At 49.7% G+C, this 23,125-nt stretch carries 32 protein-coding genes, 1 tRNA gene and 1 other annotated feature; of the genes, 19 read left to right on the top strand and 14 right to left on the bottom strand.

Annotated elements, in window-relative coordinates; all coding sequences use genetic code 11:
• Positions 1–82: 82 nt before the first annotated feature.
• From AC5JMP_RS15205 to AC5JMP_RS15180, 6 genes are all read right to left on the bottom strand, one after another.
• Positions 83–1,009: a glycosyltransferase family 2 protein gene (locus tag AC5JMP_RS15205; protein ID WP_495852328.1), complete on the bottom strand. Its 927-nt coding sequence runs from the start codon at positions 1,007–1,009 to the stop codon at positions 83–85.
• 93 nt (positions 1,010–1,102) lie between these two features.
• Positions 1,103–1,498: a plastocyanin/azurin family copper-binding protein gene (locus tag AC5JMP_RS15200; RefSeq protein ID WP_495852331.1), complete on the bottom strand. Its 396-nt coding sequence runs from the start codon at positions 1,496–1,498 to the stop codon at positions 1,103–1,105.
• A 241-nt stretch (positions 1,499–1,739) separates the two neighbouring features.
• Positions 1,740–2,552 carry an energy-coupling factor ABC transporter ATP-binding protein gene (locus AC5JMP_RS15195; protein WP_495852327.1) on the bottom strand — a complete coding sequence of 271 codons (813 nt, stop codon included), beginning with the start codon at positions 2,550–2,552 and terminating at the stop codon, positions 1,740–1,742.
• 25 nt (positions 2,553–2,577) lie between these two features.
• A complete protein-coding gene (gene cbiQ / locus AC5JMP_RS15190) occupies positions 2,578–3,348 on the bottom strand; it encodes a cobalt ECF transporter T component CbiQ (protein WP_495852330.1) in 771 nt (256 codons plus the stop codon).
• Positions 3,349–3,380: 32 nt separating this feature from the next.
• The gene (locus AC5JMP_RS15185; RefSeq protein ID WP_495852326.1) at positions 3,381–3,749 is read right to left on the bottom strand and encodes a PDGLE domain-containing protein; all 369 of its coding nucleotides are present in this window, start codon (positions 3,747–3,749) and stop codon (positions 3,381–3,383) included.
• Between the two features lie 82 nt (positions 3,750–3,831).
• Complete coding sequence (locus AC5JMP_RS15180) at positions 3,832–4,572, bottom strand: energy-coupling factor ABC transporter permease (protein WP_495852325.1); 741 nt, start codon at positions 4,570–4,572, stop codon at positions 3,832–3,834.
• Positions 4,573–4,821: 249 nt separating this feature from the next.
• Between AC5JMP_RS15180 and rplS the strand changes: the two genes are divergently transcribed.
• The 8 genes from rplS to rplL all read left to right on the top strand — a co-directional run bounded on the left by rplS (position 4,822) and on the right by rplL (position 9,026).
• Positions 4,822–5,184, top strand: a complete 363-nt coding sequence (gene rplS, locus AC5JMP_RS15175) for a 50S ribosomal protein L19 (protein ID WP_495852324.1) — start codon at positions 4,822–4,824, stop codon at positions 5,182–5,184.
• Positions 5,185–5,331: 147 nt separating this feature from the next.
• Positions 5,332–5,404, top strand: a tRNA-Trp gene (locus AC5JMP_RS15170).
• Positions 5,405–5,579: 175 nt separating this feature from the next.
• Positions 5,580–5,879 carry a preprotein translocase subunit SecE gene (gene secE / locus AC5JMP_RS15165; RefSeq protein WP_495852329.1) on the top strand — a complete coding sequence of 100 codons (300 nt, stop codon included), beginning with the start codon at positions 5,580–5,582 and terminating at the stop codon, positions 5,877–5,879.
• A complete protein-coding gene (gene nusG / locus AC5JMP_RS15160; protein WP_495852323.1) occupies positions 5,876–6,520 on the top strand; it encodes a transcription termination/antitermination protein NusG in 645 nt (214 codons plus the stop codon). The genes secE and nusG overlap by 4 nt, the downstream gene beginning before the upstream one ends.
• A gap of 4 nt (positions 6,521–6,524) precedes the next feature.
• The gene (rplK, locus tag AC5JMP_RS15155) at positions 6,525–6,950 is read left to right on the top strand and encodes a 50S ribosomal protein L11 (protein WP_495852322.1); all 426 of its coding nucleotides are present in this window, start codon (positions 6,525–6,527) and stop codon (positions 6,948–6,950) included.
• A gap of 84 nt (positions 6,951–7,034) precedes the next feature.
• Positions 7,035–7,751 (top strand): 50S ribosomal protein L1, encoded by a 717-nt coding sequence (gene rplA, locus AC5JMP_RS15150; RefSeq protein WP_495852321.1) that lies wholly within the window; start codon positions 7,035–7,037, stop codon positions 7,749–7,751.
• A gap of 27 nt (positions 7,752–7,778) precedes the next feature.
• Positions 7,779–7,935, top strand: a sequence feature (ribosomal protein L10 leader region).
• Between the two features lie 69 nt (positions 7,936–8,004).
• Positions 8,005–8,553 (top strand): 50S ribosomal protein L10, encoded by a 549-nt coding sequence (gene rplJ, locus AC5JMP_RS15145; RefSeq protein WP_495852320.1) that lies wholly within the window; start codon positions 8,005–8,007, stop codon positions 8,551–8,553.
• 86 nt (positions 8,554–8,639) lie between these two features.
• Positions 8,640–9,026, top strand: a complete 387-nt coding sequence (gene rplL, locus AC5JMP_RS15140; protein ID WP_495852319.1) for a 50S ribosomal protein L7/L12 — start codon at positions 8,640–8,642, stop codon at positions 9,024–9,026.
• 216 nt (positions 9,027–9,242) lie between these two features.
• Here the strand turns inward: rplL and AC5JMP_RS15135 are convergent, their stop codons facing one another.
• Complete coding sequence (locus AC5JMP_RS15135) at positions 9,243–9,773, bottom strand: PadR family transcriptional regulator (protein WP_495852318.1); 531 nt, start codon at positions 9,771–9,773, stop codon at positions 9,243–9,245.
• Positions 9,774–9,906: 133 nt separating this feature from the next.
• Here AC5JMP_RS15135 and AC5JMP_RS15130 point away from each other — a divergent pair, with 133 nt between their 5' ends.
• Together AC5JMP_RS15130 and AC5JMP_RS15125 are read left to right on the top strand one after the other, a co-directional pair.
• Entirely contained in the window at positions 9,907–10,575 is a 669-nt protein-coding gene (locus AC5JMP_RS15130) for a Coq4 family protein (RefSeq protein WP_495852317.1), read from the top strand.
• A gap of 141 nt (positions 10,576–10,716) precedes the next feature.
• A complete protein-coding gene (locus AC5JMP_RS15125) occupies positions 10,717–11,199 on the top strand; it encodes a DUF4188 domain-containing protein (RefSeq protein ID WP_495852316.1) in 483 nt (160 codons plus the stop codon).
• 70 nt (positions 11,200–11,269) lie between these two features.
• On the opposite strand, the gene AC5JMP_RS15120 is transcribed toward AC5JMP_RS15125, so the two are convergent.
• From AC5JMP_RS15120 to petP, 5 genes are all read right to left on the bottom strand, one after another.
• On the bottom strand, positions 11,270–12,061 hold the full coding sequence (locus AC5JMP_RS15120; RefSeq protein WP_495852315.1) for a TIGR03943 family putative permease subunit: 792 nt from the start codon (positions 12,059–12,061) through the stop codon (positions 11,270–11,272).
• A 19-nt stretch (positions 12,062–12,080) separates the two neighbouring features.
• Positions 12,081–13,103, bottom strand: a complete 1,023-nt coding sequence (locus tag AC5JMP_RS15115) for a permease (protein WP_495852314.1) — start codon at positions 13,101–13,103, stop codon at positions 12,081–12,083.
• Positions 13,104–13,212: 109 nt separating this feature from the next.
• Positions 13,213–14,685 (bottom strand): phosphoglucosamine mutase, encoded by a 1,473-nt coding sequence (glmM, locus tag AC5JMP_RS15110; protein WP_495852313.1) that lies wholly within the window; start codon positions 14,683–14,685, stop codon positions 13,213–13,215.
• A gap of 232 nt (positions 14,686–14,917) precedes the next feature.
• The gene (locus AC5JMP_RS15105) at positions 14,918–16,051 is read right to left on the bottom strand and encodes a Get3/ArsA fold putative tail anchor-mediating ATPase NosAFP (RefSeq protein ID WP_495852312.1); all 1,134 of its coding nucleotides are present in this window, start codon (positions 16,049–16,051) and stop codon (positions 14,918–14,920) included.
• A gap of 58 nt (positions 16,052–16,109) precedes the next feature.
• A complete protein-coding gene (petP, locus tag AC5JMP_RS15100) occupies positions 16,110–16,304 on the bottom strand; it encodes a cytochrome b6f subunit PetP (protein WP_495852311.1) in 195 nt (64 codons plus the stop codon).
• A gap of 143 nt (positions 16,305–16,447) precedes the next feature.
• Between petP and hisF the strand changes: the two genes are divergently transcribed.
• Positions 16,448–17,221 (top strand): imidazole glycerol phosphate synthase subunit HisF, encoded by a 774-nt coding sequence (gene hisF, locus AC5JMP_RS15095; RefSeq protein ID WP_495852310.1) that lies wholly within the window; start codon positions 16,448–16,450, stop codon positions 17,219–17,221.
• Positions 17,222–17,646: 425 nt separating this feature from the next.
• Here the strand turns inward: hisF and AC5JMP_RS15090 are convergent, their stop codons facing one another.
• Both AC5JMP_RS15090 and AC5JMP_RS15085 read right to left on the bottom strand, forming a co-directional pair.
• Complete coding sequence (locus AC5JMP_RS15090; RefSeq protein ID WP_495852309.1) at positions 17,647–17,862, bottom strand: hypothetical protein; 216 nt, start codon at positions 17,860–17,862, stop codon at positions 17,647–17,649.
• 100 nt (positions 17,863–17,962) lie between these two features.
• The gene (locus tag AC5JMP_RS15085) at positions 17,963–18,334 is read right to left on the bottom strand and encodes a hypothetical protein (protein ID WP_495852308.1); all 372 of its coding nucleotides are present in this window, start codon (positions 18,332–18,334) and stop codon (positions 17,963–17,965) included.
• Positions 18,335–18,488: 154 nt separating this feature from the next.
• Between AC5JMP_RS15085 and AC5JMP_RS15080 the strand changes: the two genes are divergently transcribed.
• The 8 genes from AC5JMP_RS15080 (at position 18,489) to AC5JMP_RS15045 (ending at position 22,760) form a co-directional block, all read left to right on the top strand.
• Entirely contained in the window at positions 18,489–18,872 is a 384-nt protein-coding gene (locus tag AC5JMP_RS15080; protein ID WP_495852307.1) for a hypothetical protein, read from the top strand.
• A gap of 15 nt (positions 18,873–18,887) precedes the next feature.
• On the top strand, positions 18,888–19,592 hold the full coding sequence (locus tag AC5JMP_RS15075; protein WP_495852306.1) for a caspase family protein: 705 nt from the start codon (positions 18,888–18,890) through the stop codon (positions 19,590–19,592).
• A gap of 87 nt (positions 19,593–19,679) precedes the next feature.
• Positions 19,680–20,783 (top strand): formylglycine-generating enzyme family protein, encoded by a 1,104-nt coding sequence (locus AC5JMP_RS15070; RefSeq protein WP_495852305.1) that lies wholly within the window; start codon positions 19,680–19,682, stop codon positions 20,781–20,783.
• 446 nt (positions 20,784–21,229) lie between these two features.
• Positions 21,230–21,349, top strand: coding sequence for an SUMF1/EgtB/PvdO family nonheme iron enzyme (locus tag AC5JMP_RS15065; RefSeq protein ID WP_495852304.1), 120 nt, complete (start codon positions 21,230–21,232; stop codon positions 21,347–21,349).
• Positions 21,346–21,507, top strand: a complete 162-nt coding sequence (locus AC5JMP_RS15060) for a hypothetical protein (RefSeq protein ID WP_495852303.1) — start codon at positions 21,346–21,348, stop codon at positions 21,505–21,507. Before AC5JMP_RS15065 ends, AC5JMP_RS15060 begins: the two co-directional genes overlap by 4 nt.
• 75 nt (positions 21,508–21,582) lie before the next feature.
• Positions 21,583–21,963, top strand: coding sequence for a hypothetical protein (locus AC5JMP_RS15055; RefSeq protein WP_495852302.1), 381 nt, complete (start codon positions 21,583–21,585; stop codon positions 21,961–21,963).
• Positions 21,964–22,249: 286 nt separating this feature from the next.
• Complete coding sequence (locus tag AC5JMP_RS15050; RefSeq protein ID WP_495852301.1) at positions 22,250–22,612, top strand: nucleotidyltransferase family protein; 363 nt, start codon at positions 22,250–22,252, stop codon at positions 22,610–22,612.
• The gene (locus AC5JMP_RS15045; RefSeq protein WP_495852300.1) at positions 22,599–22,760 is read left to right on the top strand and encodes a hypothetical protein; all 162 of its coding nucleotides are present in this window, start codon (positions 22,599–22,601) and stop codon (positions 22,758–22,760) included. The genes AC5JMP_RS15050 and AC5JMP_RS15045 overlap by 14 nt, the downstream gene beginning before the upstream one ends.
• Positions 22,761–23,125 lie beyond the last annotated feature (365 nt).

The raw sequence follows: 23,125 nt of genomic DNA, 5'->3' as shown, positions 1-23,125 counted from the left end.
TAAAAGCTGGATTTCAAAGGCGCTCTGCGCCTTTGAAATCCAGCTTTTAGAAAAAATTAGGAGGACTTTGCAATCTCTGATATTAGCTAATCTGCTGCTCAGCATATGCCGCATACACGCCCTTGACGTTGTACCAGTTGAGAAAAATGCGGGCAATTTCTAGTGCCAGCTGAGGCTTGCCTTGGTCAATTAGCCATTGCAGCAGGGGCGCTAGCGATCGCTCATTCAGCAGACCTCCCAGAGACAATACGCCCCACAGAATCCGGTGCAGCCAGGTCATCTGGATCATCAGGCGCACGTTCCAGGTCGGATGTTTTTGGTAAAACAGCACTCCCATCCGACCTCGCTGGATCTCTTGGTCAATCAGGCGATCGATCTGATTCAGAGCAAACGGCGGATGCCAATGATAGCCAACCGCTTCAGGGCATTTGATCAGCTTTAGCCCCAGCTTTTTCAGACGCACGCCCAGCTCCAGATCTTCCCAGCCGTAGAGCTGAAAGCCCGTGTCAAACAGCCCGGCTTGCTCTAGCCACTTACGGGCGATCGCCACATTGCCCGTGGCAAAATATGCCCGCGAGTAGTCGGTAATTTTGAATGGCTCTGAAGTGGGATCGTCAAAATTGCAGGTGTTAATGACGCTGCCGTAGGTAAAAAGGCGATCGCTTCCCCATTCTTTCTCGCCAGCAAGCAGCGCATTGGCGTGGGCTTGCAGAAAAACCTCTGTCACCACCAGATCGCTATCTATAAAAATAATCAGGTCGCCCTTGGCTTTTTCCACACCCAGGTTCCTAGCTGCTGCCGCGCCCTGATGATCTTGCCGGAAAAGCTGGAGATGGGGAAATGCAGGATTATCCTGAAGCCATGCTACCGTGCCGTCCGTAGAGCCATCATCGACTACTACAATTTCGTAGTCGATCGGACTTGCCAACTCCTGCTTTTCTAGTGCCTTTAGACACTTTTCCAGAATAGGCTGGCGATTGTAAGTAGGAATCACAATACTGAAAAACATATTGAAACGCTGGGAGAAATAAGTTTGCTCACCGCAATCCTAGCGCTGGGTGTGGGGATTTAATGCTGGGTGTGGGGATCTAGTCAGGAGGAATTAGCTGGCGATCGTTAATTCACCCACCATGCCCGCCTCAGTATGTCCGGGAATTGGACAGCGTAGCTGATAGGTTCCAGGCTTCATGGGAATAAACACCCATTCAGCGGTCGTTCCCGGCCTTAGCTCCAATTCGCTAATGGCTCCCTTAATTTCAACATTGCCTGCATCGACTTTCTGGCTCCAGATGACGCTGGCGAAATCCTTTGCCGTGAAGTAGTGCTTCATAGAGCTGGGATTACTCAAAATGAGCTTGTAGCGTTTGCCTGCCTCAAAAGTCATTTGGTTTGGCTCAAACACAAGCTGATCGTTTGCGTTGCTCAAATGCACCTGAACTTCGATCGGAAGCTGCTGACTAGGGGCAAGGGCAGCGATCGCCTCTCCTCCACCGACCATGAATCCCATTAGCATCACAAACACAAAACCGAGCCAAGCCCAACGCCACAACATAGTAGTTCTACATAAAACTTCTCACCTATCAGATTAGATCTAGATTAGACCTCTTGCAAACTAGGTTTAGTGGGGGCGCAGCCCCCGCTAAACCTGATCCCAAAACTTTAATCTGCAAGAGGTCTATTGGTGCAGAAATAGAGGTTGGTAAAAGAGATGGATATATTACAGCCTCAAGTTCTCTGCCCTAACCTCTAGACCTAATCTCTCCTAATGTTGCCGGATGGGGGCGATCGCTCGGTCGATCTGCCACCAGACAATAGGGCTTACGGTAGCTCAAAGGCATCTCTAGAGCGTGTTTCTCCAAAAAGGCAGAGTCATTCATCACGGCTGAAGTCTCGCCATCATAGACAATTTGCCCGTGGCTGAGGACAATGGTGCGGCTGCACAGCTCTAGCGCCAGATCTAAATCATGAGTAGCAATGAGTTGAGTCAGGGGCAGGTTAGCCAGCAGGCTAATCAACTGCCGTCGCGATCGCGGATCGAGCTGGGCTGAGGGTTCGTCCAAAACTAGCACCTGCGGCTGCATTGCCAAGACCCCGGCGATCGCCACCCGTTTTTTCTCACCGCCCGACAGATTTCCGGCAATGCGATCAGCATATAGCTCTGGCTCCAGCCCCACGGCATACATGGCGTGCCGCGCTCGGTGAGTTAAATCAGACTTGCTTAACCCCTGATTCATCAGCCCGAATGTAATGTCTTCCCAAACCGTTGGCATGAAAATCTGGTCATCTGGATTCTGGAAGACAATGCCGACAAAATTGCGCACATCCCTTAAGTTTTTTTGCACGACGGGCAATTCGCCAATGACGACCTCCCCAATCTGAGGCAGCAAAATTCCGTTGAGATGAAGCAAAAAGGTTGACTTTCCAGAGCCGTTTGCGCCGACGATCGCCACTTTTTCAGTTGCGGCAATAGAGAGGTGAATGTTTCTCAGCGCCTCATGCCCATCAGGGTAGGCATAGCTAAGCTGGCGAATGAAAATGGGGTTGTGATGCATCTATGGGGCAATCTGGCGATAAATCTTATAAAAAGTATACAACCTGACCCAAGAGCAGCAATATAACCCAAGTTACGATCGCCCAACGGTCTTGCAATCGCCCTTGAGGGCATTCGATGGTAGGAGGCAGCCCCGTGTAGCCGCGCGACAGCATAGCATGATGCACCCGTTCTCCTCGCTCATAGGTGCGAATAAACAGGGAGCCAATCATGTTACCTGTCACCAACCGTTTTCCTCTAGCGGTGCTTAGAAGGTTGCGGGAAGCCGCCGCCCGACGCATGGTGGCAAACTCTTCTATCAGTACGCCAATGTAACGATACATCGACGCAAGAATGGCAACCAGTAAGGAGGGCATCTTTAATTCTGCTAAGGCATGGAGCAATGCCGGAATTGAGGTAGTCAGCACCAGCAAATTCAGCATCAGCAAACAAAGCAGCGCTTTGGTCGTCACGCTGCCCAAAACTGCCAGCCCTACACTGGTGATCTGGAGCCAGCCCCACTGCCACAGCACTGTTCCGCCGCCGCGAAACAGAGTGCCCAACAGCACAACGCTGATAAAGCTCGACTCCACGGCAACCCGTTTCAGCAAAACTGACAGCGCGGCGCGACTGAGGATAATCAAACCCATCAACCCTACAGCATAGATTAGCCAGGTTCCCCAACGTTCATTGGGCGTGAGAGCCGTTGCAAAAACGAATAGAAGGGCGAAAAGTACTCGCGTTCGAGGAGCCAGCCCATGCCAGGGAGTATTGCCCTGACTGTTGACATCAAGCTGGAACGCCCCGATGTGTAGCAGCATGAATGACTTCGCCAATGAGTGGAGCAGGATTAGTGAGAATGGCGATCGGGAAAATCTGGGTCTACAGCCTTATTGGATGAACCCTTCACCAGCAACTTCCCGGCTCCCCAAGCCAGCCCAAATGCCGCCAATGTTCCAATTAAACCTGCGAGGGGTGTGGCTACCGCTTCAGGGACACCTCGCAATGCGTACTCTTCAAAGATTCCATAGAACGGCAGCTTTTTTGCCGGGGTGTCCGTCTGTGCCTGGTTATCAAATCCGAGATCTTGAGAGACTCGATCGAGTCCATCGGGGTCACTACTGGCAAAGGGTGAGAAAAACACGGCGATCGCCAGAGCTGCACCTAGCCCCACCAGCACAAAAGCGCCGTTTCGCGCTTGATTAGGATGATCAGTCATCAGCTTTACTCCTTGCTAGCGTACTGTTAATTTTCTACATACCAGATGCTTTTTCGCTGTGCCATTCAATCTCTGCACCACTCTATCTCTGCACCAAAGAGCGAGGCAAGGGCGATCGCTGCGGCGGGTCATACAGCAAATCTGGGCGAACCTTCCATACGTAGCTTGTCGCCATCAGCGTAATGATCGCTTCACCGATGCCAATCAAAATATGCCAACCCAGCATTGCTGTTAAAGCCACTGCAAGCGGAACGGTGCCGGAGAGGGCAAGCTGAATTGCAGTTGCGACAGAGGCGATCACTACACTTGTCCAGGAAGCGATCGTCACTCCAAAGCTCATGCCTCGCCAACTGTTAAACCCAAGCGATGAACGCAGGACTTTATACAAGTAGTAGCCGCCGAAGGTGCCAATGAGTCCCATGTTAAAAACATTGGCTCCCAGTACAGTCAGTCCTCCATCTTGAAACAAGGCTGCCTGGACGATAAATACCACTGTCATGACGAGTGTGCCAGCCCAAGGTCCCAACAACACACCAGCCAGGGTGCCGCCTAGCAAGTGACCTGATGTACCTCCTGGAATGGGGAAATTAATCATCTGAGCGGCAAAGATAAAGGCAGCGCAGACCCCCATCAAAGGAACAGTTTGATCTTGACGTTCGCCTTTGACTCTATCTAGCGCTGTCGCAATCAAGGCGATCGCGATCCCCCATGTCACCAAACTTACAGGCAAACTTAAAAAACCATCTGGAATATGCAGCGCTAGCTGTGGAAACAGCATCTCATGCAGCGAACCTCTAAAAATTGAACCTGCAAAATTACTCATATTGCTCCATATTGCTTCAGACGCCCTATTTTAGACAGGAGCATAGCTAGAGAGGGTATTTAAACTCACGCTCAGACACAATCTCAGGTATTCCCGTCGAATTCAATCCCCTTGGGGGGGATATTTGGACGACATTTTTAAGAAGGGGTGCGAAACATTTAGAGGGCATATCATAAAAATATTGTTTTGGAGTGGACTATCTGTGTTCTAGTGAGCTACCATAAGCGATTGTGAGTTTTAAAAGATCCCATGAAGGCGCAGGAAATAATCCGTTCGATTGAACAGGAATATCTAAAATCAGATCTGCCGATCATCCATGTGGGTGACACGATTAAGGTTGGGGTTCGGATTCAGGAAGGCGGTAAAGAGCGAGTTCAGCCCTATGAGGGGACTGTTATTGCTATGCGTAATGGTGGCATTAATGAAACCATTACCGTGCGACGCATCTTCCAGGGCGTTGGAGTAGAGCGGGTGTTCCTGCTGCACTCTCCTCGCGTTGCCAGCATTCAGGTGCTGCGCCGAGGAAAAGCCCGTCGAGCTAAGCTGTATTACCTCCGCGATCGCGTGGGCAAGGCAACTCGCTTGAAGCAACGATTCGATCGCCCTCTCTAAGGCATGGCTGCTTGCTAAACCTCAACTTTACCAATTTATTAGTTAGGTTGCGGGATAGATGTCTAGAAGAATGTTGAGAGTGTCATTCTCACTCTGACCTTCGCCTGTTAGACTAGGAAAGGCATTAGCCAGAATGTGCCAGTTTGTGCGTCCTTAGTTCAGTTGGTAGAACGCAGGTCTCCAAAACCTGATGTCGGGGGTTCGAGTCCTCCAGGGCGCGCTGGGTCACTCATTCAGGCTAGTTGCACTCTAGCTTAACTAACCTGTCCAACTCGCAGTTCTTTAACTTGATAGTTCGATAACTCGATAGTTCGATGGATTTTAGTTAGGTAAATCGATCAGGTAGCTTTTTGGCAAGGCGGCTAAAGACTGTGGCAAAGAAAGACGAAGCGGAAATAAAGGGGCAGAAGGACGCTAAAGCATCTAAGAATGCAAGTGAGTCCAAAGTTGGTGAGTCCAAGACTGGGCAAGCCAAGGCTGGACAACCTAAGCAGGCGGAAACTGCACCTAGCTCTAACAAAGTAGCCGCTTTTTTCCAAGGCACTAGGGAAGAGCTTGGAAAAGTTGTTTGGCCTGGCCGACAGCAGCTCATTAGTGAGTCTCTAGCCGTAATTTTGATGGTCACTCTTTCCGCAGGGATAATTTACTTTGTAGATAACTTCTTTAGTTGGGCTGCTACGCAGGTGTTTAGATGATCGCATCAGATGAATCGGAAAGCTACGTTGAATCGGATGGCTATGCCCCGACAGAGGACGGCAAGGAATCTGCAAAGCTGGGTGCACGTTGGTATGCGGTTCAGGTAGCTTCAGGCTGTGAGAACCGCGTCAAGATGAATCTGGAGCAGCGGACGGAGACTCTGGACGTTGCGACTCGCATTGTCCAGATTGAAATCCCTCAAACGCCGATCATCAAGCCAAGCAAGAGCGGCAAACAGAAGGAAAGCGCTGAGAAAGTGTTCCCTGGCTATGTGCTTGTGAAGATGGTGATGGACGACGAAACTTGGCAGGTTGTCAAGAATACGCCCAACGTCATCAACTTCGTGGGAGCTGAGCAAAAGCGGCGATACGGTAGAGGTCGGGGGCATGTAAAGCCTTTGCCTCTAGGTATGGCTGAAGTTGAGCGGATCTTTAAGCAGGCGCAGGAACAGAAGGCGATCGTCAAGATCGACATGGCAACAGGCGACAAGATTATGGTGCTTTCGGGTCCCTTCAAGGATTTTGAGGGTGAGGTGATCGAAGTCAGCCCAGAGCGCAGCAAGCTGAAAGCGCTACTTTCCATTTTTGGAAGAGACACGCCCGTCGAGTTGGAATTTAATCAGGTTCAGAAGCAGAGCTAGATCAATGGCAAAGAAGGTTGTAGCAGTTATTAAGTTGGCGATTAATGCAGGGAAGGCAAACCCTGCTCCCCCGATTGGTCCAGCGCTGGGTCAGCACGGGGTCAACATCATGATGTTTTGCAAGGAGTACAACGCCAGAACGTCCGATCAAGTCGGTCTGGTGATTCCTGTAGAGATCTCGGTTTTTGAAGACCGCAGCTTCACGTTTGTTCTTAAAACGCCGCCCGCCTCTGTTTTAATCTGTAAGGCGGCCGGGGTTGAACGGGGTTCGGGTGAACCCAACAAAAAGAAGGTAGGTTCGATTACCAAAGCTCAGCTTCAGGAAATTGCCCAAACAAAATTGCCTGACCTCAATGCAAATGACATTGATGCAGCAATGAGAATTGTGGAAGGCACTGCTCGAAACATGGGCATTACTGTTGCAGGATAGTCGAATGTTCGCATTCGCTTTTAAGTTCTAGATTCTTTATCAGGGGGAGAAGCTCAGCTTCGCCACTACCCCAGGAGTTTGAATATGGCAAAAGTATCGCGTCGATTGCAAGAGCTACAAAAGAAAGTTGAGCAGCGTGCCTATGAGCCGCTAGAAGCCCTGAGCTTGTTGAAAGAAACGGCAACGGCAAAGTTTGAGGAATCTGCTGAAGCGCATATTCGGCTGGGGATTGATCCTAAGTACACCGACCAGCAGCTTCGAACCACGGTGGCACTGCCTAAAGGGACGGGGCAGCTGATTCGAGTTGCCGTGATTGCGCGGGGCGAGAAGGTGAACGAAGCCTCTAGTGCTGGAGCAGATCTGTCCGGCTCGGAAGAGCTAATTGAAGAAATTCAGAAAGGCATGATGGAGTTTGATGTCTTGGTGGCAACGCCTGACATGATGCCCCAGGTAGCAAAGCTGGGTCGGTTGCTAGGTCCACGAGGCTTGATGCCCTCTCCCAAGGGCGGTACCGTAACTTTTGATGTGGCTCAAGCCATTTCAGAGTTTAAGGCAGGTAAGCTTGAGTTCCGAGCCGACAAAACGGGCATTGTGCATGTTATGTTTGGCAAGGCAACTTTTTCTGCGGAAGATTTGCTGGTTAATCTAAAAGCCCTACAGGACACGATCGATCGCAATCGTCCTTCTGGAGCTAAGGGTCGCTACTGGCGATCGATGTACATTGCCGCAACGATGGGTCCTTCGATCGAAATTGACATCAGCACTTTGCGGGATGTCAAATTAGACGCTGCTTCAGCTTAGAGGAGATTTGCTGATCTAAAAACTTTCCCAAACTAAATAGCCAAGCCGGAGACAGCAGGAGCCTTGTGCTTAATACCCTGCCGAGGTTTGATTCTGTTAGCGGCGGCTTGCGTTATGCGAGCTAGCCAGACAGTTGAGAACTGTGAAACTCCGGCTTTAAAGCTCGGAGTTTTTTAATGGGCAGTTTTTTGTAGGCAATAGGCGCGGTTCCAGATTTGACAACTTTCCCAGTTTTTTAAGGAGGTGAGAATGTATGGGTAGAACGCTAGAGGACAAGAAAGAAATTGTCGCAGAACTCAAGGAAAGCTTGAGTAAGGCTCAGCTAGCAGTCGTGATTGACTATAAAGGTTTAACCGTTACTGAAATCACCGATCTGCGAAATCGCTTGCGTCCAAAGGGTGGAGACTGCAAAGTCACCAAAAACACCTTGATGAAGCTGGCGATTCAAGAAGATGCCAACTGGCAGCCTATGGCTGAGATTTGCAAAGAATCTTCTGCGTTTCTGTTGATTCAAGAAGATCTGGGCGGTGCGCTCAAGGCTTATCAAGAGTTCCAGAAGGCTTCTAAAAAGTCTGTGATTCGTGGCGGCGCGATGGAAGGTCGCTTGCTGACCGAAGCGGATGTTAAGGCGATCGCCGATCTGCCTTCCAAAGAGCAACTCATGGCGCAAATTGCGGGTGCCATCAATGGTGTTGCCACTAAATTGGCGCTTGGTGTTAAAGAAGTACCAAGCTCTTTGGCGCGCGCTCTGCAAGCCTACGTCGATAAAGACAACGATAAAGACGGCGATGCCGCTGCTTAACGAGGGCTTTGCATTAGGTTTTCAACTGTTCACATGTTTAGGGTTTTCAACCTTAAATTCAAATCTATCTATTTTAGGAGTTCACTATGTCTGCAAAAACAGATTCAATTCTCGAAGAGCTAAAGACACTATCTTTGCTGGAAGCTTCTGAGCTGGTCAAGCAAATTGAAGAAGCCTTTGGCGTTAGTGCTGCTGCTCCGGCAGGTGGCATGATGATGATGGCTGCTGCTGCTGCTCCAGCCGAAGAAGTTGAAGAGAAGACTGAATTTGACGTTGTCTTGGAAGAAGTGCCTGCTGATAAGAAGATTTCAGTTCTTAAGGCAGTGCGTGAATTGACGGGTCTGGGTCTGAAAGAAGCCAAGGATTTGGTGGAATCTACCCCTAAAGCCGTTAAAGAAGGCATTGCCAAGGGACCTGCCGAAGAAGCTCAAAAAGCGCTTGAAGCCGCAGGTGGTAAGGTCAGCATTAAGTAAGAGTCTTGAGATATCTTCAAGCTTAGTTTTGTGAGGGCGCGATATCGATCGCGCCCTCATTTTTTAGCGGTTTTTTTAGTCTCATAAATATCTTTATAGCTGTTTGCTTAGGACGGGGATATTTAGGGTGGGGCGCTTTGCGCCCCACCCTAAATATCCCCGTCCTAACTGCCTTGGCAGTTGTTATGAGGCAAGCAAACAAGAAGATTTTTAGGGCTACTGTAAAAACTCGATCGCCTCTTGGCACCAGTTTAGCCACTCCGTTTCATAGCGGATGCCTTGCCGTAGCGTTATGTAGTGAAATTGCTGTTTTCGGGAAAAAGTGTCGGAATTCTGAAAGTATTGCTGCTCGATCGCCTGATATACGGCAAGCTGCTGCAAGTGCTGCTGGCGATGTTGTTCTAGCTCTGCCAGGATTGTATCCTGTGGCACTAGATACCCGGCAAATAATTTGACCAACAAATCATCCTTCAAGGGACTGACCTCAGAAGGTTGAGCAATCCATTGGCTCAAGTATTGCTGACCTGCTTCTGTTACTGAATAAATTTTTTTGTCAGGGCGACTCTCCTGATGAATCGCCTGAGCCTGTAGCAAACCCTGCTCTTCCAGCTTAGTCAGCTCCCGATAAATCTGCTGAAAGCTGGCTCTCCAAAAGAAGCCGACTGAGCCTTCAAACTTTTTTCTCAAGTCATACCCACTGCAGGGCTGCTCGACTAAGACGGTCAAAATTGCATGTACTAAAGCCATAGATTTCCGCTTGACATATTCACTTTGTTGAATATAAACTATTTGTATATTTAATAAAGTGAATGATCGCTAAGTTGATTATTTGATTTGCTGACTGCTCTCATTCAATCATTAATTTTGCAGGAGAATCTTGATGATAAGCACAACTCCTTCCATTTCTCGCCTATCTTGGACGCGAAGAATCAATCCTCTAGTGGCGCTGAGGCTGAATGGTTCAGAGTTCAGCCAAGCCTACCGCTGCTTCTTTAACGATCCAGCAGCTGGAATCCACCATATTATTGCGGCTGGACGGGGCAGCCGTTGGGAAAATTGGGTTAATGCTCGATTGGCACGTCAGGCGATCGCTCTCCAAGAAACCAATCTCACCATCAACTTGGCTGATTTGCTGCAACTGCCTGAAAATACGCTGGGAGGTGCTTATGCTCGGCACATGATCCGTCAAGGTTTTGATCCGCAGGAGTTTGTTACTGACGACTTGCAGGAAACCTGGGTAAACCGCCGTGCCGCGATCGCCCATGATGTTCATCACCTGATCACGGGATTTGATGCTACTCCAGTGGGAGAGTATGGCTTGGCTGCATTTAGTCTGGTGCAGTATTGGAATTTATTAAACGTGTTTGTGTTGTCCTTTCTGCCGCTTTCGGTACTCTCTGACCTCAAGACAGCGCCCCGGCTGCTGGCTGCAACGCTCAAGGGCTTTTGGATGGGGCTGATTTGCCGTCCTATCTTTGCTTACCCCTTTGAAGCTAACTGGAGCAAGTCGCTAGTCGAGGTTCGTCAAGAGCTGAGAATCAATGTCTAATAGAGCGATGTCTATTTCACAATTTAATGTGTGGCAACCGCCAAGGCGGGGCGGAGATATTTTTGGTGGGGTGCTTAGCGCCCCACCAAAAATATCCTAAGCAAACTGGCGACAGCCATACCTCATCATCCGGAGTAGTTTATGACAACCGTTATTCCAGGACGCTTCACCGCTCAAGTTAATCATCCCTTTGTCGTGTTCTTAATTGGGATGCGAGTCAATCGGCTGACCGCCTTCTCCAAATGGATGCCTGTCGCTCAAGCCATGCAGCCCATGCTGAAGACGCTGCATCAGCATCCAGAAAAGGGATTTTTGGGGGGAGAAACTTTTTACCGCTTCTTTCCCCTCGCCACATTGATGGTGTCTTACTGGCGATCGTTTGAAGATCTAGAGCAGTTTGCCCGAAACCCCTCTGAGCCTCATCTACAATCCTGGCAAAAGTTCTCTCGCTTTGTCGGTAACGATGGCACAGTGGGAATCTGGCACGAAACCTATCTGGTGCAAACCGGGCAATTCGAGGCGGTGTATGGCAATATGCCAATTTTTGGTCTTGCCGCTGCCACTCAGCATGTGCCAGCTACCGGGAAACGCGAAACTGCGGCAGGGCGAATCGATCGCCAATAGTTCTCTTGCATGGGATTTTCAGATTGAACCGGGTGGGACAATGCCTCACCCAATCCAATTTGTAAGAAGTTTAATAGTCATAAGGGCTTGCGGGTTCAGGGATTGCCTTGAGGCTCGTTGCCTGAATCACAAGCTGGCGTTTGCCATTCAACGTTTCGGTTGCCATGGTTCCCTCTACCTGAAACCACTGATCGGGAGGATAGGAGGATCGATCGCCTCCTGGCAACTTCACGGGCAATCCTATCGGATAGGCATCTGCGGCGCAACAGGTGATGACGAATCGGGCGATCGCCAAATAATCCTTAGGCGTTTCGGGCGGATGAATTGCAAATCCGCTGAGGTTCACCTTTTGTCCCGCATAGGCATCTGGCTCTGGGTAAATGTTCAGCGTCCGAATCCATTCCACCAACGATCGCGTTTCGGGCAGACTTGCCGCCCGGAATGCCTGGGGTTGCGATCGAGTTAGGGCAAGCGTATCCGTTACGCCGCGATCGAGCGCCACCTGGCTAGAGAAAGGTTGAGGCGTAAATTGCAGCCCAAACAGCCCGACTGCCAGCAGCAAAGCGCTACCCCAGCCCGGTGGAAACAGAGAAAAATGGGGTGGGGCAATCGGAGTTTTGGCACGGTTTTTTGACTGAGTGACCTGCACAACAAACTGCACTAGCTTGACGATCGCCAGTCCCACCAGAAAAAAACCTGCTGAATAGGCAAGCCAAATATAGTCAGGATGCAGCAAGATTCTCATCTTGCCCGTCAGCCAGAATTTCAGTAGCAGAACTCCCCAAACCAGCAGAGCCGCAATGTCTAGAAGCGGCTGGAGTCGCATGGAATTTCGGGGACGACGTTGGGTTGCAGTAGCCATAAAGATCCGGTAAGGGAGCCTAACTGAAATAGATATTGATTAGCAACGTGAACAGAAAAGTGAGTAAAGCCGCCAAAGCAAAAAGATAGATGATCGGCTTAGGACGAAAAACAGAGGCCAGAAGCGCAATGTTCTTCAGGTCAAACATGGGGCCAAACACCAGAAACGCCAGCAAGGCACCGCTCGTGAAGCTACTGGCGAACGAGAGGGCAAAAAAGGCATCTACCGTCGAGCAGATGGACACCACGCAAGCCAAGATCATCATTGCCACAACGGATGTGACTGGACTTTGCCCCAGGCTCAAAATCATCTCGCGCGGGAAAGTCGTCTGAACGATCGCCGCAATGGCAGTCCCAATCACCAGTACGCCGCCCAATTCGCGTAGCTCTTGCACCACGTTGTCTAACATGAGCCGCAATTTTTCGGGTAGGGGTCGCGCCGAACTCATAGAGGCTGTTCCAGAGAAGGCATCAAGTCGCAAAGGCTGCCCGACTTCTCCCAAAATAAATGTGCCCGACTGGAGCAGAGTCGGTTTTCCAGCCCCAGAATTTTGAAATGAAACGCGATCGCCCTTCTCCCCTGGACGGACAGCCCTAGCCACGGCAGGTTGCAGCAATGGACGGATATCCTTTTGGGTGCTGAACACCCAGCCAATAATGGTGGTAATGAGCAGCGTTAGACCTACCCGCAGAAACACGATTTCTGGCTGATCTCGAAAAGCTGTCCAGGTTGCCCAAAAGACGATCGGATTCACCGTCGGAGCCGCCAGCAGAAAACCGATCGCCATAGCAGAAGGCGCACCCTGGACAATCAGCCGTCGAGCAACAGGCACATTACCGCACTCGCATACGGGAAACAAACAGCCGATTAGGCTACCCATCAGCGCCGCCAGCAGCGGGTTGCGCGGTACGGCAGCAATCAGCCGCCGCTCATCGACAAATAACAGCAAGGCACTGGAAAACAGTACGCCCAAAATTAAAAAAGGGAATGCTTCCACCAGCAAGCTGAAAAACAGTGTCAGGGTGTTGTTGAGCTGATTCACAAGGTTTTAGTTCGGCAAAAAAGTTTAGCCTGGAAAGCTATTTTAACGGATCAGGGCTTGCGTTACTCCAGTTGCAAACCCTAAATTGAATGCCGCTGAATGCTACAAATTACCCAGCGTACTGTTCAACCGCCAGCACTAAACTATCCGTCCAGTGTTGAGTTAGCTCAGCGCTAGCAGCTTCCACCATGACGCGGATTACAGGCTCAGTCCCCGATGCTCGCACCAAGATCCTGCCCTGTTCGCCCATGGCGGCTTCGGCTTGCGCAATCGCCTGCTGTAACAGATCGCTTTCTTGCCAGTTGAGACGGCGATCGCGGTCTTCCACCCGAATGTTGCGCAGAATTTGCGGATAGGTCTGGAAGCTGTGGCTCACCAGTTCAGCTAGAGAGGTGTCTGCCTGTTTTACTAATGCCGCAATGTGCAGCGCAGTCAGCAAGCCATCCCCTGATACGCCGTAGTGTGGACAGAGAATATGCCCCGACTGTTCGCCTCCCAGCTTAGCTCCACGCTTCACCATTTCGGCATGGACATGCTGATCGCCGACATCGGTACGAATCAGGCTGCCCCCCTGCTGCTGCCAAGCCCGCTCGAAGCCAAGGTTTGCCATAACGGTAGAAACAATCAGGCTATCGGGGAGCTGATTCGCTTGGCGTAGAGCCTGTCCCCAGAGATACAAAATATAGTCGCCATCCACAACCCGCCCCTGAGCGTCGATCGCCATCACCCGATCGGCATCACCATCAAACGCAAAGCCCAAGTCGGCTCTGTGATTGAGCACAGCCGCTCTGAGAGGCTCCAGATGCGTCGAGCCGCAGTTGACGTTAATGCGATCGCCGTCTGCTCGGTTATGTAAGCAAATTACCTCTGCGCCCATCTGGGTGAAAGCGATGGGAGCCACGTGAACTGCCGCTCCCCAAGCTAAATCTAGGACAATCTTGACGCCCTCAAGACTAACAGGCAACAGAGGACGCTGTACGGCCTCTAGATAATGGCTAACTAGCTCAGGGCGGTGGTGGTTGTGACCCCATTGCAGCGTGGGGGCAAAATCAGCTTCTCCCCTCAGAGCGGACTCAATGCGACTCTGTAGAGCTGTGGATAGCTTGGTGCCATTTGCGCCAAAAAACTTGATGCCGTTATCCTCTGGAGGATTGTGGCTGGCAGAGATCATCACGCCGCCGATCGCCTCTGTCGTATGAGCCAGGTAAGCAACAGTCGGGGTCGGACACAACCCAATGTTCCAGACTTCTAGTCCAGCGGCAGTCAACCCCGCAGCCAGCGCCATTGCCAGCATATCGCTAGAGTTTCGTGAGTCTTGCCCAATGACAACGATGCCCCTACCCAGATTAGGATAAGTCGTGGCGTTCTGACCCGACTGAAGAATCTGTCCTGCCCAAAAGCCAACTTGCATCGCAAGAGGAGCAGTCAATAGATCTCCAACCTTACCTCGAATGCCATCTGTACCAAACAGGCGGGTCTGAGGCAACTTCACAGTGCCCCAGTCATGATGTCCTAAATGTTCTAAAGGCACCGAGGGCTTGCTTGAAGAGGCAGAATTTAAAGGTGCAGAAGATAACCCCATACTGAACTTAATACTCCATCACATCACACGCTCGGAGCATATCATAGACCCTAGAAAAAGGATGAGTTCTCTGGTGCAGATTTTTGAGCAATCTTACGCCAGATGTTTCAGATTAGCTCCTATGTAAATACACAGAAGCCGCATGACTTATTTTACTGATGACACGGAGAGATTGCGTTCGTATAGAGGGATCTTTACAGAGTCTTTAGGGCAATTTGCGCAGCTGAATCTGCTAGAGCGAAACAATCAAATAACCTTCGTGAAACTTGGCTCCTGTCACTTGTCTACCCCTCAGCTCTGGAGGTAGGAAAATGTTGCGTCGCTGATCGCCAGCCTCTACCGTCACCTCAGGTCCGTACTGAGTTAACTTCACCTGCTTTTTGTCAAATCCCGGTAAGAAGAGATAAACCTTGCGTTCTGCAACGTCAATCCGGATAGGTTGAGGGGCTTGAGATGCTTGGCTGAAGTCCGGTAGAGACTGCATTAGCGGCTGCCAGTCTTCAGCAATTTTTCCTGGAACCAAGCTAATTTTGAGCGGTTCAAATTCAGTCCCGATCGCCCCACTCGGCTCTCCTGCCACTGAGTTAACTGCCACTGAGTTAACCAACACCCCTCCTACGGTTAGACCGACCTGTTGGGCACTGCCCCAAAGATATTTGGCGGTGGCGATCGCCTCTGGCTTGGCACTCGTCACTAGGTAGGCTGCCACTCGGCTGGGATTGGCGATAGCAGCTCTACCCTGATCGAGCAAGTTTGTTGCTTGGTTAGCTGCGGGTTGGTTAAACACGTCACCTCCTGTCCAGCTCACGTTGAGCACAGAAGCAGCGATCGGTTGCAGGAAGGGGGAAAGAGTTTTTCCCAAATCTGATTCAGCAAACACCTGGCGGAACCGACGCATATACCAGCTAAAAATCTCTGGTGCCCCTAGCATCCGTAGCGTGGACTGATTGCCGTCGCCGTCATAGATGATGACATCATATTGGCTGCTGGCATCGTACTCACGGATGGCGTTGAGCGCTAGAGAATGATCCATACCCGGTAAAAGACCCAACTCTTGCCCGTAGACCGCCTTGAAAAAAGGAGTTCGGAGATACTGCGCTTCCTGCTTTTTAAGTTCTTCCCAAACTTTCTCCAGCAACGCAGCTGTCTGTAGCTGCATTACCTGCAAGTTGGGTGCCAGGGCTTGCGGCTCCAAACGTGGCTCTAAACCTTGCGAAATACCAACCTGTAGACTCCAGGCAGGGCTTGAGTCTTGTCCCAGCAAGAGAACTCGCTTGCCTTGAGCTGCCAACTGTCTAGCAGCCGCGATCGCCATCGTAGTGCGACCAATGCCGCCCTTGCCCAAAAACGTTAACACTAGCGCCATGCTCTAATTTCCTACCCCGGTCAACCTAGCAATCATAGCCTGAGATATTTTTGCGGCCCTAGCCCATTGGTTCGATCTCGTCTTCAAAAAACCAGGTGGTGAAATTATCGTCAAACTTGACTACTACGCCAACGCCCTGACCGTCGGTGACTTTGTAGCCTTGCACCCGACCAATTTTTCCCAGATGGGCAACGACTTCCTTGCTGGAGCGATCGCGCAAACGCTGAACCCGTACTCTTTGACCTATTTCCATCACCACTCCAGGATCGACTAATCATGAATTAGTTTATCAGTGTATTGCGGCTGTGTTGCAATCGATTAAGCTATTCTGAAAGCTTAAATTCAGGAAATTTGACGGTGTCAGGCGGGCAATTAGCGGCGGAGTTTTAAGAACCTATGTTAGCCAAGCGAATTCTGCCCTGTTTAGATGTCAAAGCAGGACGGGTGGTAAAGGGCGTTAATTTTGTCAATCTGCGGGATGCGGGAGATCCGGTGGAGCTAGCGCAGATCTATAACGAGGCGGGCGCGGATGAGCTGGTGTTTCTGGACATTACTGCCACCCACGAAGATCGAGATGTGATCTATGACGTGGTTTACCGCACGGCAGAGCAAGTGTTTATTCCGCTAACCGTCGGTGGCGGAATCAATACGCTGGAAACCATCAAAAGGCTCCTGCGGGCTGGAGCAGATAAAATTAGCATCAACTCTGCTGCTGTGCGCGAGCCAGACTTTATTAACCGTGCGAGCGATCGCTTCGGCAACCAGTGCATTGTGGTGGCGATCGATGCCCGTCGTCGTCCTGATCCGACAAATCCGGGCTGGGATGTCTATGTGCGGGGCGGACGCGAAAATACGGGGCTAGACGCGATCGCTTGGGCAAAAGAGGTGGCTCAGCGCGGTGCAGGAGAGCTATTAGTGACCAGCATGGATGCAGATGGCACCTACGCGGGCTATGACTTGGAACTCACTCGGACGATCGCTGAACAGGTGCAAATTCCGGTGATTGCGTCAGGCGGCGCGGGCAACTGTCAGCATATTCATGCGGCGCTAACGGAGGGCAGAGCCGAAGCAGCGCTGTTGGCTTCTCTGCTGCACTTTGGTGAACTCACGGTTGCCGAAATTAAGCAATATTTGGCAGAGCGATCGGTGAGGGTGCGATCGCTGAGTTGAAGGGGCGATCGCCCTTGGCACAGTCAGAATCGCTATTCTCTGAATGGGTATGGTCAGAATTGCACTCGTTGGGATATTGGGTGTTCAAACAGAAGCCGCTGCTATTGCCAGCAGATTGCTAGCAGACAGCACACCGTTGGTATTGCTGAATAGAAAAGCGAATCTCTGAAATTGATTTTGAGAATTGCAGTACAGATTAGCGGTTAGGATAATCTGATTTCGTAAGGCGATCGATGACTTTCGCTTAAGCAAAATCTGATTTCCCTTCAGCATCAATTGATTTTGAGTTCTGATCGTTTAGATCTGGGAACAGCAAACAGCATTACTCTTAAGCGATCGCTTTTGAAGAGATCTTTGCCTTTAGAGATACGATCGCCTTTGACCTTTTGCGCCTCTCTTCGGGCGCGATCTTACCCATTGCACAACTAAATGTGACCTGTGAGAGCGGCAACAATTTCTTTGGCTAAGGCGGTGCCGAGCTGAGAGCTGAATTGCCGCTCGAATGGGCATTGTAGGGCGGTCGCGTTGGCGAGAAAGTCGATCGCTTCTTCAAATTCGCGGATTGAGTAGTTTTCGCCCTGAACTACGGCATTCATTAGCCGCAGTAGTAAGGTGATTTGCTCATCTAAGAGGATGATCATGGGGTTTTGCTCCAAATTGTGTTGTTAGAGAAGTTTCTAAAACAATAGAGCCTCCTTGAGTAGAAGGCAATAAAATAAGTAGTTTTTTCACTACTATGACTTATGAATTTAAGTTTCCTGCCACTTCTAGAATTCGATACCACTTGTCGAGAATCGCTAGAAAAGGGGGAATGTAGAAGGGAGATTTCTCAAAGCTTTTGCCCCAACCTTTATCAATGGTGACATCCTTAAGATCGGGAAAATAGAGTTTAATTTCCCAGATACAGGCTTGCCTGTAAGTCAAAGGTCTATCAACGCCCTGTACCCAGGTAGCAGTCTTTTGTCCGTAAGGGATGCCGTACTTTTTGGGTATCCATTCTTTGAAGAAGTCATCAGGATTCAAAGCCTCTTCCTCTGCAAGCTTGCTTGTTAGGATCAATTCAAGCAAATGACGCGCTAATAGCCGGACTTGCAGAGTAGTTTGTGTTGACATACAGAAGTAGTTCTATAGCTACTATTAGCATACCAAAATGTTGAAAGGCTACAGGAATGCAAAAGCTGATGGAAATGCGAGGCTTGAGGGTAAGCCTTAGAAGAAGTAAACTTTGGGTAAAGGTAAATCTCTTTCCTAATCAGGCTTGAATCCAATGGCAGATACATCTGAGCTATCCATCCTGATTGATATTAGTCAGGTTGACCTGGATCTTGAGCCGGAAGAGTTGGAGGCTTTGACCAGCAGCCTCAAGGATGAGATCTCGGAGATTGTAGAGGATGCTGAATTGGTGCGGGAGTCTGAGATTCCGGAGGGAGGTAAGCCCGCGCTGGCAGGATTTGTGCTGGGGTTCTTGAAAGCCATCGTCAACGTCAAGAATATTCAGGCGCTCATGGGCGTTTTGCAGGAGCGGTTTAGCGGCAAGCCGATCGAGCTGACGGTGGAAAAGAATGGCAGCAAGTATAGCCTCAAAGTCGGCAGACCTGAAGATTTGGATAAGACGATCGCCGCCATTCAGAAACTGGCTGAGATAGAGTAAGCCTGAAATAAATCTATGGCAAAAGTAGCGCTCTTGGTCGGGGTTAGTGATTACCAAATAGCAGGGAGCGATCAAGGCTTTACCAATCTACCCAGCGCCAAGCTGGATGTGGAAGGGATGAGGAGAATTCTGGAAAACCCTGAGCTAGGGGCTTTTGACTATGTGAAAGACAGGATTAATCCTACGCGTCAGGAAATGAGTGAAGCGATCGAAGAATTCTTGATGGGGGACGATCGCCAAAAAGATGATCTGGTTTTGCTGTACTTTTCGGGTCATGGCGCAAAGGATAAGAATCGCAAGCTACATTTTGCCGCCAAGGGCACCCGGAAAAATGCTAAAGACGATCTGTTTACTTCAACGGCTCTCTCAGCTCAGACTGTGCGCGATTGGTTAGCCGAGTGCAAAGCCACGAAAAAGATCATGATTTTGGATTGCTGCTTTAGTGGGGCGATCGATCCCAATGCCAAAGGAGATAATTCGTTAGAGGTGCTGGAAACGTCGCTATCCGCCGTCAAAGGCAGCATTATTCTGACTTCCTCTAGTGCCACCGAGATTTCCTATGGCGACCCAACTCAGATGTCTTTTTACACGCGCTACTTTGTTCAAGGCGTTGAGAGCGGAGAAGCCGATCGAGATTTCAATGGATACCTTTCGATTAAAGAATTGCATAGCTATGTGAGGGCAAAACTTCTAGCCGAAAGAAAAGAGATGACTCCTTAGAACATCTTTATTAAAGAAGATGGATTCTTTGATGCGCCTCTGATTAAAGTGCCGATCGCCGATCCAGCCCAGGCGTATCGCAAGAAGGTGAGATCTTATATAGATCGGGGGTTTGCCAAGACTGGAGAATTCGATCGCTACATCAAAGCAGCACTAGAACAAGATCGAATTCAGATTAATCAGTTAAGCAAAAGCGAACTTTCGACGAATGTTGCTGAAACAACGGTAAACAGCCTTTTACAGCCTATTAGACAACGCCTAGAGAATCTCAAAAGCTACAGACAGGCATTTCGTGAACACCTAGAAGAAGAAACTTTAGAGGAGAGCCGCGACAGTTTGAAGGTCTGGCGAGAAATTGTCTTAAAGTTGACTGATGCAGATGTGGAGGATATTGAACGAGAGGGGCAACAGCAGTCAGGAACCAGAAAGACAAGGGAGAACAAACTTCATAGAGAAAACTTGGGTAATGATGTCTCTCTAGATTTGGTTGCTATCCCTGCTGGCTCTTTCCAAATGGGTTCAACTGAATATGGTGATGAACAGCCTGTGCATCAAGTGACGATCGCTCCCTTCTTCTTGGGTAAATATCCAGTCACTCAAGCACAGTGGGAAGCTGTTGCGGCTTTCCCAAAAGTCAATCTTGATCTAAATCCTGAGCCTTCTTATTTTGAGGGAAACGATCGCCCGGTTGAAACTGTCTCTTGGTGGGATGTGATGGAGTTTTGCGATCGCCTCACTCGTAAGACCAAGCACACCTACCGTCTGCCCAGCGAAGCCGAATGGGAATATGCTTGCCGTGCCGGAACTACGACTCCGTTTCACTTTGGTGAGACGATCGCCACTGATTTAGCAAACTACGACGGCAACTTTACCTATGGCTCAGGTGTCAAAGGTGAGTATCGGAAACAAACAACACCAGTGGGTAGTTTTAATGTGGCAAATGTCTTCGGGCTTTATGATATGCACGGCAATGTTCGGGAATGGTGCGCCGATCATTGGCATAAAAATTATGAAGGAGCGCCGATCGATGGAAGTGCTTGGCTAACGGATAATAAAGATGCTAAAAGGCTGATGCGCGGCGGTTCGTGGGGCGACAATCCTGTGGTCTGTCGGTCTGCTTTTCGCTACTACTACGATCCTGGCGTTCGGGACCTCGATCTCGGTTTTCGGGTGGTTTGCGTTCTAGCGTGAGGACTTCTTTGCCCTTTACCCTTTTCCTCTTTTGCCCTCTACACTATTTCCTTTACTCTCTTTCGCGCGTTAGCGCGATCAAATTTTTTTCAGAATGAGCATGGATTTATCACTGCAAAGGATGCGAAGAAGCAAGATTAGGCATTGCTGAATCGAAGTGTAGGAGGATATCTGAAAAGTATAAATCGTTACCCGAACCGCCCCCTAAATCCCCCAATTCTGGGGGACTTTGAAACAGAATCGGAGCGAACGTCCCCCAGAATTGGGGGTTGGGGGGCGATTGAGTTCGGAAGTCCCCCAGAATTGGGGGGTTGGGGGGCGAATGCAGAACATTTGATACGTTTCCAGCATCCTCTGGGACAAGCAGGAGAAGTTTTATGGTATAACCTGAGTGTTCAGATGCTTGTTTGTACAGGCAGGCTGAACTGGGGCAGATCCCGTAGCTGATGCGCGGCGGTTCGTGGAACAACAATCCTGTGAACTGTCGGTCTGCTTTTCGCAACTACAACGATCCTGGCAATCGGAACAACAATCTCGGTTTTCGGGTGGTTTGCGTTCTAGCGTGAGTACTCCTACCTTGTTAGAACTGGTCGAAGGGATTCGATTGGGCGTACACTCAGGAGTCCAGTCTGTTCCTGTGATGGGGGCAACCCTTTCCGAAAATAAAACAGAACCGGATGGTTTGGTAGGTTCGCCGAAGACCCGTCCGGTTCATCCCCTTTAACAAGACTTCCGAGGTTTTCAAAACCTCGGAAGTCTTGAGGTAAGCTAGGTCAGCAACCCTAGAAAAAGTTGTCCTATGTCCTTGCAAGAACTCATAGAGCAAGCTTCCAGGTTATCTCCGGTCGATCGCCTCACCCTGGTCAGCGCCATTATTCGATCGCTGCAAACCTCAGCATCCGATCAGGATTGGCAATACTTGGTTGCCCGTCCTCACGCATGGCGGCGACAACTTTACATCAAAGGTCGCACTCTGCTGGCATCTGTTGTGTGGCAAGACATGATGACAAATCATATGTCTCTAGAGCAAGCCGCAGAAAATTGGGACTTGCCGATCTCTGCCATTGAAGAGGTGATTCACTACTGTGAAAGTCACCAAGAACTCCTGAAGTTAGAAGCAGATGAAGAACGCCACCGTTTAGAAAACCAGGGAGTTTCCCTTGAGCTTGTACGCAGATAGGAGACGCTTTAGTTAGCAGTAATGAATAGAAGAGCGACTCTCTGAAATTGATTTTGAGAACTGCAATATTAATTTGCTGTCACGATTGCTTAATTCCGTAAGGCGATCGCCCTCTTCCCCCTAAGCAAAATCTGATTTCCCTTCAGCACAAATTGAGTTTGAGTTAGGCTTTGTTAATTTTGAGTTCTGATCTTTTAGATTAGAGAACCCGCAGGGCGATCGCGCCGATCGGATAAGCTTGAGGAAACGCTTGCCCTAGGCATCCAATTACCCATTCGATCGATTTATGGTGGAGCAAAAATACATTGACTACTGGCGCGATCGTCAGGCTCAGCAAGCGGTTGAATCTGAAGCGCTGGCAAAACAGGCGTGGGCAGATCTTCAGCAAATTGCTCAATTGCTCAGGTTTGAGTTTGGTGCAACCCAGATCATTGTCTTTGGTTCTTTGGTGCAAGGCGATCGGTTTGATGCTGAATCAGATATTGATCTGGCGGTTAAAGGCATTTCACCCGAAGATTTCTTTGCGGCAATGGCAGCAGCCAACCGGATAAGCCATCAATGGGTTGATCTTAAGCCTATAGAATCTCTAGATTCGCACTTTTTGCAAAAAGTCCTTAAAACCGGGAAAAGCATCGATGCGGAAGATTAGCTCGGTAGAAGTTAGGGCTTTGACTGCGGATCTGTTGGCAGAATTGACAAAAATGCAGCAGCTTAAAGCGCAAATTCAGCGAGTCCAGACTGAGTTAGCCAACTATCCCGATCGAGCTGGCTTGTTGTATGAGAATTTTGCAGTTTAGACGATCAACAAAGCGATTTTCTAAACTAAATTGTGAGAACCCCAACAGAGATTAGCGATCGCGATCGCTTGATTTCGTGAGGCGATCGCTTGGTTTCGCTCAAGCAAAATCTAATTATCCTTCAGCATGAATTGATTTTGAGTTCTGATCTTTTGAGTTAAGGAAAGGCAAATTTAGATCAGCTGTAAGAAAGTTTAGAGAGCTTCTAGCTGTGAGGGTTGACATCTGTTGATCCCCCTTAGCCCCCCTTGAAAAACGGGGGAACCCGATTTCAAAGCCCCCCTTAAAAAGGAGAATTTAGGGGGATCTTAGAGACTTCCCCGCTCCCCAAAAAGCTCCATTTTATATCCCTACTCCTACCCCAA

The sequence above is a fragment of the Drouetiella sp. genome, assembly GCF_059504425.1.
Note: the sequence above shows the minus strand (reverse complement) of the source record. Positions and strands in the feature narration are given on the sequence as shown.